Consider the following 12236-nt stretch of genomic DNA (forward strand, 5'->3'; position numbering starts at 1 on the left):
TCCTATTCAAAACATTTATAACGCATGACCCAATTGTAAAAGTTTAGCAAAAAACTGTACATATCATGGGATCTCTATTCAAAATCTAGTCTCACGATGAACAAAAAAAACTCCCATTCAATTGAGTGGGAGTTTAGATATTTTAACAACTGTTACGACAAGTATTTTTTGTGGTTGAATTCTTGTGTATCGTGATCACAATCCTTAACAAACGGACATAGATTGCATTCATGTACGTTGCTCGTCTTAAAGTAGTTAGAAGGGTCCTCAATGGAATATTTCATGACTTGTAAATAGTTAAGACCTTCCTGTAAATCTTCAGGGGTTGGTATGAAGACATGCCTCTTTCCGTCGAGCAGCGTAACGACTTCTACTCGCTTCGGGGTTCTTTTCAATACTTTTTCAGAAAAAACGATCGACAAATGATAGTAAAGCGTTAACATTTCTGGCGTAGCGTCGACTAAGTACTTTTTTATCACAAAGGAGGAATCAGACCACTCTGCAACATCAAAGGTTAATGATAAGTCCACTTCCAGTTCCTCGATATATGTATTTAGTTTTTCAAACAAAAATAAGGGTGGTGTTTTCTTCGATTCGGCTGTGATATTTTCCATTAGATAATCTGTTATCTTCGCGATGACCAAATAATACTGAATCCTGGATTCAAATATTCGGGGAGAAACCTTACTCCAATATTCATCAATCAACCTTAACACTTTTCCTGAATGACGGTGTTCGGCTGGAAGCTTGTAAAAGGAATACACAACTTTATTCACGACATGTTGGACGACTTGCCTCCAGTTTATCGACTTTTTTCTCTTCTCAATAAACTCAAAATAAAATTTATATGGACAGGCGATGAAGTCTTTTAAGTTCTCTTCAGTTATCGATTGTATTTGATTCATTTCCATCCCCCGCAAAAAATCTATTTGATTTGATAATAATTGATAATGATTATCAATGTCAATCGTTTTTGTAAATTCAGATACTAAATTAATTGAATTATTAAATTTTTGGCAAGAATTTGTTCGAGGCACATATATTTTTGGCAGGCTGATATCGAAGGAGGAAGTGAAAAATGATGACATCTGAGGGTATGCGCTTACGAAAAATCCAGAGGCTCGCTCATGAAATAATGGATGAGGTAAATTTGAGGGAAGTCCAAATTCCGCCTGAACTCCTAACAATGGTAATCGATAACCTATCCCGTGCTGTTGGTGACTTAACAGACCCTTCCGGAAAATACTCTTTAAGTTATTTAGAAGAAAAAGTCGGAAATGCTCATTCTCTATTAGTAAAAAGGAAATAATGAATTTACTAGTTTGCAGCAGAAATATACCTTTATTAGAGCCCACTAAACGAACCGTTGCAGTGGGTTCTTTTTTTTTAAAACTCAATGATAGCTAAAACAAAATATTACATAATAGATAAAATAGTCCTCCTGTCTTATGACAAGGGGACTATTTACGTTGTAAAATGTTGCTCTAAAGAAAGAGCAACCCGATTAATAATAACATCTTACAGAAATGTAAGTGATGTACTAATTTCCCTTATATGGTTCTGATCTGCCCAAAGGATAAAGTAATTGTATTCCGTTCCTTCTATTACTACCGATGTAGGATACTGGACAATTAATGCTGCTTGATTTCTCATTTCCGCAGGCTGGTCCTGAGACGGATAAATGAAGCAGGATGATTGATTTTGGATTTGTGTGTGTTGAATGGTTGGTTGGGTGCCATATGGGTTGAGTTGGTGGAAGGCTTCATTTTGACAAACCACTTCAATCGGGTGGTCAGAGGCTATGGCTGCAATTTGAAAGAAACCATCCTCTCCTTCGTATCTTTCATCGTTCACTCGGTTCCAATGGGATGGATATTGGAAACGAACCTTATAGGCTGAATTGGAGTATGTTTTTTTGAGAAAAGGGATTGGTAATGGTGACCATTGCAATGCGGTAATTGAGCCGCCTTCTACAAGTTGGATCGGAACAGGATGAGTTAAATCCACCGCCCAGATTTCACTGGAACTGCCTTGCTGTTTACATCCAGAAAGATAGGCAATTTTCCTGCTATCTGGTGACCAGGTCACTGGGGTCGCAAAGCAATCGGAAATCGCCCTCGTAACTTCGTTCATTCCTTGTCTTCCAGCCGTCCTAATCAGCGAGAAATATCCAATGTTTTCGAAAGCAGTTGCACTATAGGCAATACTTGAAGAATCCGGTGACCAGGTTGGGAAATAATTTTTCGCTAATGGACCTCCTTTTACTTCTACCACGTTTCCAGTCGCAAGGTTTACAATGTAAATAATGGAAATACTAGCACCTGGGGTCGTATATAAAGCATAGGTACCGTCAGCAGATAGTCGAACATCATTAAGTCGTCCACCTGTATTTCGAGTGATTTGGACTTTCCCCGTTCCATTAGTTTTGATGCGAAAAAGCTGGCTTACTCCCTTGGTATCTGCTGCCTGAAAGAGTAATTCAGTCCCGCTTGGAAACCATTGTGCGTCTGTTGCACCATTACTATTTAGGTTTCGAGCACGATGTGTGTTGACATTGTATAGCACCAACCCATTTGGTTTTGTATAAACAATCTCTTGGCTATTCGGAGACCAATCTAGAAAAACACCCAATCCATCAGAAAACTGGTCAATTCGCGCAATACTTTTATCAACTATATTAAGAATGGTGAGGATTCCACTTTTTCCAACAAAGGCGATCTTTGTGCTGTCTGGTGACCAAAATGGAGTCGAATAAGATTCTGCTAATCCATTAGTGATCTGTTCATTTACACCATTACTAGGATTATAAATCCAAATATCATAACTGCCACTTCGATTGGAGGTATAAGCAAGTAAACCTCTGTCACCAGGAGGAGCGTATGGAATGATGAGTTGCATCCCTGGTGAAATAACGATAGATGACAAGTTATTAACCTTCATAATTAACTCGAAGTTGCTTCTTCCCCCTGTTATTACGTTAAAATGGCTTGCGATTTGGAATAGTGTGTCTCCCTGCTGGACCACATAGTAAGGAACACCGGGCGGTACCTTCAACAATTGACCAGTTTGGATTACATAAGGGTGCTGAAGCTGATTTGATTGTATAATAACGGAAGCTGGAACCCCAAAGGTTTGTGAAATTTGATAAACACTATCTCCTGGTTTCACACGAATGACATCCACTCCAGGAGGGACGGAAAGCTGCTGCCCGACAAAAATCGTGTTTGGCGAGGACAGATTATTCGCTGCAATCAGCGATTCTACCGGTAACTCCCAGCGTCTCGCAATCTGATAAAGGGTATCCCCATGACGGACTGTGTAAAATAACTGCATGAACATACCTCCAATCTATTTAAGTATCATTTTATGTTTTGGTTGGCTGTATCAAAGGATGGTATGATTTGTTCTACTTGCTGAGCACCATATAATTTGGATAATCACCCTCCTGCCTATTCTATTCAACTTTGGATGTAAAGTTTCGTCTATAGAAATTTTTCAATTCCTCTAAATTAATTTGCTAGTAACAAAATAAAACCAGGAAAGATGAATTCACATCCCCCCTGATTTTTATAGTTGAATATATTTTGGACCCACGGAAAAAACGAACTATATCACAAATGTTTTTTTATTTGTGCCAGAACTTCTGATGCGAGTTCATTTGTATCTTTATAGTTTTTTGAATTAATCGGTTCCGAATAATGCACTGATACTATCGGATTGGTATGTTTCTCATTTTTCTCAGACAATTTGTATGAATCCTTGATGGAAACAGGAATCACCTTAACTCCTGATTTAATAGCAATTCTTAAACTTCCAGATTTAAAATCACCAACTTGAGGTCCCCTACTTCTCGTTCCTTCTGGGAAAATGGCCATTGGCAGACCTATTTTTAAATTTTCAATCGCTTGATTGATGGCCTTTAAGGAACTACGAGCGTTATTCCTATCGATAAACACGCAGCCACGCTCTTTCATCCAAAAACCCAATAAAGGAATCTTCTCCATTTCCTTTTTAGCCACAAACGCCATCGTTTGAGGAGCTGTTGAATATAATAGAGGAATATCCATATTACTTTGATGGTTCCCGACATATAATACTGCTTCATCTAACGGAACATTTTCTATTCCAGTTACGGTTATTTCAGCACCTGAAATTTCAACTAATTTTTTTGTGCATTTTAAAACTAACTTATTAATTAGCTCTAATTTTTCCTTGTTTTTACCGGCTTTATTTAGTCTATTAATCGTAAATGTTTTATTTGCTTTACTTAGTATATAACCCCACAAATATCCCTGAAATAATAAAGTACGCATATTTCTCCTCGTTTCACCTTAATAGTAACCAATACATTATCACCACTCTATTGTATGATAATGGTTATCTTTTTTAATTGATTTATATCAAGGTTTATTATTATTCCAACGAGAAATTTGTAGTTTAAATACCCCGGGTTTAACTTCTTTTATTAAAGGACAATCCTTTTTCAATTGGTACATTGAGAGTGGTTACCATGTTGTTAACGGCACTAAACAAAGCTTTTACAGAGGATGTCATAATATCAGCGTCAATCCCGCAGCCCCAATATTCAGTACCATCGATAGAAGTAATACCCACATAAGAAACAGCGTTTGATCGGGAACCACTTTCTAGCGCATGCTCCTTATAAACTAAATCTTTAAATTGGATGTCAAGCTGGCTTTGAAGAATGTTGCTGATGGCGTCAAGTCTCCCATTCCCGTCACCAGTAAATTCATGCACTTCGTTTTCTATACTGATTGATACAATCGTTTCGTAATGATTGCCTTGAGTAGGGCGGTAATTGATAAACGTGAGCGGAGCACTAATATTCACATATTCATGAGTGAAAATTTCATAAATTTCATCTGGCTTAATTTCCTTGTGCATTCGATCAGATTCATCTTTCACCTTATATCCAAAGTTCTCACGCATTTTTGCAGGCATATCAAGCCCATAATGCTGCTCAAGGATATAGCCAATACCCCCTTTACCAGATTGGCTGTTAATTCGGATGATATCTCCTTCATACTCTCTGCCAATATCCATTGGATCAATTAATAGATAAGGTACGGTCCAGTATTGACGTTCTTCTTCCTCACGCCATTTCATCCCCTTGGAAATTGCATCCTGATGGGAACCTGAGAATGCAGTAAAGACGAGGTCGCCGCCATATGGATGTCTTTCGTGAACTTTCATTCTTGTTAATTTTTCACACTTCTTGATAATTTCCCGGATATTTTCAAAATTAAGCTGAGGATCAACCCCATGTGAATACATGTTTAATGCAAGCGTGACGATATCTACATTACCAGTTCTTTCCCCATTTCCAAACAGTGTACCTTCGACCCTCTGCGCTCCGGCAAGCATTCCCAGCTCTGCATCAGCAACTCCGGTTCCCCTATCATTGTGTGGGTGTAAAGAAAGGATGACGTTGTCCCGGTAATTTAGATGATCTCCCATAAATTCAATTTGGCTTGCGTAAACATGTGGCATGGACATTGACACTGTAGCTGGAAGATTAATAATCACCCTGTTCTCAGCAGAAGGCTGCCAAATATCAAGTACCGAGTTACAAACCTCCAGTGCAAACTCCATTTCTGTACCCGTAAAGCTTTCTGGAGAATACTGGAACTGGAAGGTCCCTTCTGTCTCAGCTGCATATTTTTTAAGCAATCTAGCACCTGTTACGGCAATATCGATAATTTCTTCATTCGATTTTTTAAATACCTGCTCACGCTGTGCTACTGAAGTAGAATTATATAAGTGCACCACCGCTTTGTTCACACCTTTAAGTGCTTCAAAAGTCTTTTTAATAATCGCTTCTCTAGACTGTGTTAACACTTGGACCGTAACATCCTCTGGAATCAAATCCTGTTCAATCAATGTACGTAAAAACTGAAATTCTGTTTCGGAAGCAGCAGGAAAGCCCACTTCTATTTCCTTGAAACCTACTTCCAAAAGCAGCTGAAAATATTCCAATTTCTCTTCAAGACTCATAGGGACAACTAATGCTTGATTTCCATCCCGCAGATCCACACTGCACCAAGTAGGAGCCTCCGTTATGTATTCCTTCTCTGTCCATTTCAAACTTTTAACTGGGGGCATAAAATATCCTCGGGAATACTTTTCAATATTTCTCATTCAAAACAACCACCTTTTCAGATAATTTTATAAACATAAAAAAGCCTATCATCTCATAAGAGACGATAGGCTTTGCCTTCGTGGTACCACTCTTTTTGGCTCGTTTAGAAACAAACGAACCCACTTTAAGACTTAATGACGGCGGTCAACCGTTAAGACCTACATATCAGCCCTACCACTCCTGGGCGAGTTGGGGAATTTATTGACTGTCTTTCACCAGCCGACAGCTCTCTGGGCAATAAATATTCCTTATTACTCCCAATCATCGTGTTTTCATCATTTGAATTTTATTATTTTCTCTATCTTACAGTAAATTCAGATAATTTCCAAGACATATTGTTCAATTTTTGAAAATTATCGAAACCATTTTTTTAAGAACCTTTACCTATTTAAGAAAAAATTAATACTTAGTTTAGAATCCTTTTATATTTCTCTATTAGACTAGTGTTTGTAGAACAAATCATTCATTTTATAAAAGGAGTAATTTTAAATGACGCATGCACACTTAACATCACTTGTCTTGTCGCTAATTTTTCTAATCATCATTGCTGTTCTTCAAAACAAAGGTAAAAATATTAAAATATGGCATATGGTTTTGCGAGCTACCTACATTCTCGTAATCGTCACAGGTTGTATTCTCTTCTTTTCAGCTTATTCCATTCCGCTATCTTACTATTTAAAGGCAATACTCGGTATAGTAATGATTGGTCTATTCGAAATGGTGATTGTCCGGAATCAAAAGGGAAAGAAAACAGACCTAATATGGATTGCATTTTCTATCGTCTTTGTTATCCTCTTTGTTCTAGGATTTACACTCCCACAGGGATTTGATCTATTAAAATAATAAAAAGGAGTGGTTCACGGTTCTTGACACCGACGAAACACTCCTTATATTTTTATCCACAATATTAAATGCCAGTGCTTTTTTCATAAACCTTGATCTGCCCGCCACTTGGTCCATACGCAAATCCATTATGTAACCAACCATATTTTTCATAAAAATTTTCTAGATCCGTCGTCAAATAAAGCTTCTTATACCCTTTTCTAGCAGACTCGCTCAAACCGTGTTCCAAAAGCTTCGCGCCGATTTCTCGGCCCCGGTATTCTTTATCGACGAATAGGCATGCAAGCCACGGACATAAATCCTGGCGGCTATTAATATCATTTCTCAAAATAGCATACGTGCCAATAATATTTCCATTATCTACTGCGACATAGAATCTTGGAAGGTCTTCTGAAGTTTCAGCAGAATGAAGAATACAATCCTCGTAAAACTTATAATTATCTTCAGTTCCCCAAACGTTCCAAAAGACCTCAATGCCTTCCTTCAAAAATTCATTCTCCTTTTGAAGCTCAACCATTTTCATATATATATCCCCCTTGTACCTTTCTTGCATTGTGCGAGTCACGAATTATGTCATTCATTATAATGCATTTAACATGATTTTTTCTTCGGTTTTTTCCTCTTTGATCATAATGGCTCCTGCCACTCCCATCAAAGAAAACAGAACAGGAATGATAAATCCATAATGATATCCAATATTGATAGAATCTTGAGGAAAAAAATCTAGTACTTTTCCGAAAACAATCGGCAGCAAAACAGCACTTATAAATCCACCCATATTGGAGAATCCTGTCACAACCCCAACCTCTTCAATAGGAAAGGATTTCCGCACCACTGCAAATGTCAATGCACTTGCACCATTTCCAAAACCTATGAGGAAAAACAAAATGACTACTAGTATAAATGAAGGGTTCACACCTGATAGAACCAATCCTCCCCAACTTAAAAAGGTAACGATGTGAACAAAGGTATAAACTTTTTTCATTGTCCCTAGTCTGCTTGTTATCCAGCTAATTAAAGGGCCGCCAAGAATGGCTCCAAAGAGACCATACATCATTAGCTGGCTCGCTTCTGAACGGGATAAATCTAGTACATGGATTCCATACGGTACTCCCCATGAACCGATAAATCCTACATACGCCCCAACTAGCCCAAAGTGACATAGAAACGTTGCCCAAGCTTGACGTGCGGCAATCGTTCGGCGAAGAATCACCCAAACACTTTCTTTATTTTTGGCACTTTTCCTTTTCATTTCGATATCATCTTTAAAGATTCTTTTAGGTTTCAATACAAGCACTGTATATAGAAAATAAGATAATAATACTAAAATGATACCTATCGTGAGAAAAGGTGTTCTCCAACCTGCAAATGAAATCCACACAGAAAAGGGAACAGTAGCCATTAATGAGCCTAGGCTCGAAAAAAGCGAGATCACACCCAATAATTTTACAAATTCGTTGGCTTTAAACCACTGGCTCAAAATGATAACCAGATTGACAAAAATCATCGAATCTCCTATACCAACCAAAAACCGAGAGAAAATCAATATATATTCATTTGGTGAAAAATTGTAAATAATGCAGCCTATTCCAGTAAGAATCGTGCCCAAAATAAGAAATCGATTGGGACCATACCTATCCGATAATAAGCCGACCGGAATTTGAAATCCTGCATAAGCAAAAAATTGAAAACTACTCATAAGACCTATAACAGCCGCTGAAACATGAAAATCATTCATCAATTGGTCAGTAATAAGTCCTGGAGCAGTTCTTTGGCTTATTATGATAAAGTAAGCCAATAAGACGGTACTAAACACGACCCATCTATAACTGCTTTCCTGTTTGTTCATTTTAAAAATCCTCTTCCGTATGTATTTTGATGTTACTAACATTATAAACTAAAGAATATTGTACTAGTGAACATCTGCCTATACTTGAAGGTTATTTATTGATTGATAAATGAGGCTAATCGTGCCCTTGGGTCGTTAAAATAGGAAGATGAGGGAACAATACTGTGAGAACCGTTCCCTTGAACTGACAAATATCAATAATGAGGGAACGATACTGAGAGAATCGTTCCCTTAAACTGATAATAACCAATGATGAGGGAACGATGCAATTAGATTTTGTTCTGATCCACAGTGATGACCACATTTCCCTTCTTGTGTCCCTCCCCAACATATTGGTGAGCTTCAACAATTTCATCAAACGGATAGATTCGGTCTATAACGACTTTTAGCTTCCTTGACTCCACTAGTTCTTTAAGGAAGTTTAGTGCTTCTGGCGTTTCAGGTGAATTTCGACTCAATATTAATTTCTTCCTGGTTGTCAATTGAGTCCATAGCATTCTAGCACTTGGCAGCGGTTCAGTGACATTAATATAGGTACCGTCTTTTTTTAACAGTTTCATACAATCTGTAAAGGAACTCTTGTTTACGGCTTCAAAGATGACATCATACGTTTCACCGTTACTAGAAAAATCTTCTGTCGTGTAATCTATTACCTTATCAGCGCCCAGTGATTTTACCAATTCTACATTCGTCGTACTGCAAACCCCTGTAACTTCAGCTTCAAAATACTTGGCAAGCTGTATGGCATAACTTCCTACACTGCCTGAAGCACCATAGACCAGCACCTTTTGACCTTTCTGAATGTTAGCTTTTCTAAGAAAAAATAAAGCTGTACGTGCTCCAATTGGAATGGCCGCAGCTTCCTCGTACGTGATATTGGAGGGTTTAATACTTACAGGACCATCTTCCGGCAGACACTTATACTCAACATACGCACCAAACCCCGCTAGAGATGCTGCAAAAACCTCATCACCTTCCTTAAATCTTTTGACATTCTTCCCAACTGACTCGACTACTCCAGCTAACTCCATCCCCAATATCTCTTTTTTCGGTTGTTTGAACCCAAGTGATATTCGTGCCGGCAGCCAGAAAGCGGGAGGAACGGTAAAGCTCCGTGACCTAATATCTGCTACAGTTACAGTTGTCGCTTTTACTTTTACCAATATTTCATTTTCTTTGGGAATAGGTTTTTCTATCTCTTTCAGTTGAAGAACGTCTGGGGGACCATACTTTGAATAAACAATGGCTTTCATTCATCACCCTCCTACTCGGTATAGATTATTAATATCAGTATCTACTATTTATTAGAACAACAGTTTGAGAAGATTTGATAAAGAAATAAAAAAGCAAACAGTTTACAAGTTGTGAATAAAACTTGCAAACTGTCTGCTTTTTGATTAAAACGCTTATTATTTTTTGCATCTAATGAACTAACTGTAAACCAGTTCTTTTTCTGTTAGGCCGAGCGACTGCTCAGTCGATGAATGAATTTCGCTTAGTAACGCTGGATTTTTCATTAGTGATACGCCATAAGAAGGAATCATTTCTTTGATTTTCGCTTCCCACTCACTGATATGCTGCGGGAAGCATTTTTTTAGTATTTCAAGCATTACCTGCACGGCAGTAGAAGCACCCGGAGAAGCTCCTAGTAATGCTGCAATCGATCCATCGGAAGCAGTTATGACTTCAGTACCAAACTGAAGAGTTCCTTTGCCTGCTTCAGTATCTTTAATAACCTGTACACGCTGGCCCGCTACTACTAAATCCCAATCCTCACTATTAGCACTTGGGATAAATTCACGTAACTCTTCCATGCGCTGTTCTTTTGATAACATCACTTGCTGGATCAGGTATTTGGTCAAAGGCATTTCTTTTGCACCTGCAGCTAGCATCGTTAAAACATTATTCGGCTTTATGGAGGTTACTAAATCGAGCATAGAACCTTTTTTCAAGAATTTTGGCGAGAAGCCGGCAAATGGTCCAAATAACAAAGATTTCTGATTTTCGATAAATCTTGTGTCTAGATGAGGCACAGACATTGGCGGAGCGCCGACCTTTGCTTTTCCGTATACTTTTGCGTGATGCTGCTCTACAACATCAGGATTATTACATACCATAAATATTCCGCTTACAGGGAAACCGCCAATATTTTTCCCTTCAGGAATACCGGATTTTTGCAGTAAATGCAGGCTTCCTCCTCCGCCCCCGATAAAGACGAATTTTGCAGTATGGCGTTTGACAGTACCGCTAAACTGATTTTGTACTTTCAGTTCCCATAAGCCATCGCTAGTGCGTTTGATATCATTAACACTATGATTATAATTTACATCTACATTTTTACTCTCTAAATGGTTAAACAACATGCGCGTTAACGCCCCAAAGTTAACATCCGTTCCAGAGTCAATTTTTGTTGCCGCAATAGGTTCATTCCATGCACGGCCTTCCATAATTAGCGGAATCCAGTCCATCAGTTTTTCCGGATCTTCAGAAAACTCCATCCCTTGGAAAAGTGGATTTTTTGTGAGCGCTTCAAAACGTTTCTTTAAAAAACTCACATTTTGTTCCCCTAGTACCAAACTCATATGAGGCAATTGTCTGATAAATTCCTGCGGATTTTCTATCAGCCCGCTGTTTACTAGATAAGACCAAAACTGCATGGAAACCTGGAACTGTTCATTAATACGTATCGCTTTACTAATATCTACAGATCCATCAGGTTTTTCGGTGGTGTAGTTAAGCTCGCACAGTGCCGCATGCCCCGTACCCGCATTATTCCATTCGTTAGAGCTTTCCTCTCCCGCGTTTTCAAGCTTCTCAAACACTTTTATATCCCAATCTGGTACTAATTCTTTTAAGATCGTCCCCAAAGTGGCACTCATGATTCCGGCGCCAATTAATATGACGTCTGTTTTAGTTTCCCCGTTGCTCATTTTTATCAACCTTTTCACTAAAATTTGCAGAAAAAATATAAGCGTCACACCAAGGTAGGAGCGACCGAGTCACACACCTTTTCTGTCTCTATTACTACCATATACATTATTTATATATTAATTATATACTATTATATGATAATTATAAATTATTTAAAAGATTTTAAAAAGGAAGAAATCCTCAACACGTTCTAGGTACACGCAAAAACCAAAGCCTTAACCCAGCTTTTGCAATGGTTAAGGCTTTGGTCTCCCTATTATTTCTGCTGTTTTTTACCACTTTCGAGGACCTCTTCTTCTTCATCGATGATGGAAGTGGCTGTTCGTCTGAATTCGGATAATGTTTTTCCAAACGCTGACCCAATTTCAGGAAGCTTTTTAGGCCCAAAGATGATTAAAGCGATGATCAAGATGATAATTAACCCTGGGATGCCTATATTCGATAGCATATTTT

General features: G+C 38.2%; 11 protein-coding genes and 1 other annotated feature. Of the genes, 2 read left to right on the forward strand and 9 right to left on the reverse strand.

The window, feature by feature from the left end; all coding sequences use genetic code 11:
- Positions 1-152: 152 nt before the first annotated feature.
- The gene (locus MLOOGBEN_RS18550; RefSeq protein ID WP_256989173.1) at positions 153-905 is read right to left on the reverse strand and encodes a hypothetical protein; all 753 of its coding nucleotides are present in this window, start codon (positions 903-905) and stop codon (positions 153-155) included.
- A gap of 176 nt (positions 906-1081) precedes the next feature.
- Between MLOOGBEN_RS18550 and MLOOGBEN_RS18555 the strand changes: the two genes are divergently transcribed.
- Entirely contained in the window at positions 1082-1309 is a 228-nt protein-coding gene (locus MLOOGBEN_RS18555) for a hypothetical protein (RefSeq protein ID WP_179159952.1), read from the forward strand.
- 209 nt (positions 1310-1518) lie between these two features.
- On the opposite strand, the gene MLOOGBEN_RS18560 is transcribed toward MLOOGBEN_RS18555, so the two are convergent.
- From MLOOGBEN_RS18560 to MLOOGBEN_RS18570, 3 genes are all read right to left on the reverse strand, one after another.
- Entirely contained in the window at positions 1519-3333 is a 1815-nt protein-coding gene (locus tag MLOOGBEN_RS18560) for a LysM peptidoglycan-binding domain-containing protein (RefSeq protein WP_179159771.1), read from the reverse strand.
- A 278-nt stretch (positions 3334-3611) separates the two neighbouring features.
- On the reverse strand, positions 3612-4313 hold the full coding sequence (locus tag MLOOGBEN_RS18565; RefSeq protein WP_179159772.1) for a lysophospholipid acyltransferase family protein: 702 nt from the start codon (positions 4311-4313) through the stop codon (positions 3612-3614).
- Positions 4314-4452: 139 nt separating this feature from the next.
- A complete protein-coding gene (locus MLOOGBEN_RS18570) occupies positions 4453-6159 on the reverse strand; it encodes a 2-isopropylmalate synthase (protein WP_179159773.1) in 1707 nt (568 codons plus the stop codon).
- Positions 6160-6214: 55 nt separating this feature from the next.
- Positions 6215-6434, reverse strand: a binding site (T-box leader).
- A 215-nt stretch (positions 6435-6649) separates the two neighbouring features.
- On the opposite strand from MLOOGBEN_RS18570, the gene MLOOGBEN_RS18575 reads away from it, so the two are divergent.
- The gene (locus MLOOGBEN_RS18575) at positions 6650-7003 is read left to right on the forward strand and encodes a DUF1516 family protein (RefSeq protein WP_179159774.1); all 354 of its coding nucleotides are present in this window, start codon (positions 6650-6652) and stop codon (positions 7001-7003) included.
- A gap of 64 nt (positions 7004-7067) precedes the next feature.
- Here MLOOGBEN_RS18575 and MLOOGBEN_RS18580 read toward each other — a convergent pair whose 3' ends face one another.
- From MLOOGBEN_RS18580 to tatA, 5 genes are all read right to left on the reverse strand, one after another.
- Positions 7068-7526 (reverse strand): GNAT family N-acetyltransferase, encoded by a 459-nt coding sequence (locus tag MLOOGBEN_RS18580; protein ID WP_179159775.1) that lies wholly within the window; start codon positions 7524-7526, stop codon positions 7068-7070.
- A 57-nt stretch (positions 7527-7583) separates the two neighbouring features.
- Positions 7584-8852 carry an MFS transporter gene (locus MLOOGBEN_RS18585; RefSeq protein ID WP_179159776.1) on the reverse strand — a complete coding sequence of 423 codons (1269 nt, stop codon included), beginning with the start codon at positions 8850-8852 and terminating at the stop codon, positions 7584-7586.
- A gap of 269 nt (positions 8853-9121) precedes the next feature.
- The gene (locus MLOOGBEN_RS18590; protein ID WP_179159777.1) at positions 9122-10105 is read right to left on the reverse strand and encodes an NAD(P)-dependent alcohol dehydrogenase; all 984 of its coding nucleotides are present in this window, start codon (positions 10103-10105) and stop codon (positions 9122-9124) included.
- Positions 10106-10282: 177 nt separating this feature from the next.
- Positions 10283-11806, reverse strand: a complete 1524-nt coding sequence (locus MLOOGBEN_RS18595; protein WP_368737809.1) for a malate:quinone oxidoreductase — start codon at positions 11804-11806, stop codon at positions 10283-10285.
- Positions 11807-12039: 233 nt separating this feature from the next.
- Positions 12040-12231 carry a twin-arginine translocase TatA/TatE family subunit gene (gene tatA, locus MLOOGBEN_RS18600; protein ID WP_179159779.1) on the reverse strand — a complete coding sequence of 64 codons (192 nt, stop codon included), beginning with the start codon at positions 12229-12231 and terminating at the stop codon, positions 12040-12042.
- Positions 12232-12236: the final 5 nt, after the last annotated feature.

Source organism: Bacillus sp. EB106-08-02-XG196 (assembly GCF_013396335.1).
In the GTDB taxonomy this organism is placed as follows: Bacteria; Bacillota; Bacilli; order Bacillales; family Cytobacillaceae; genus Neobacillus.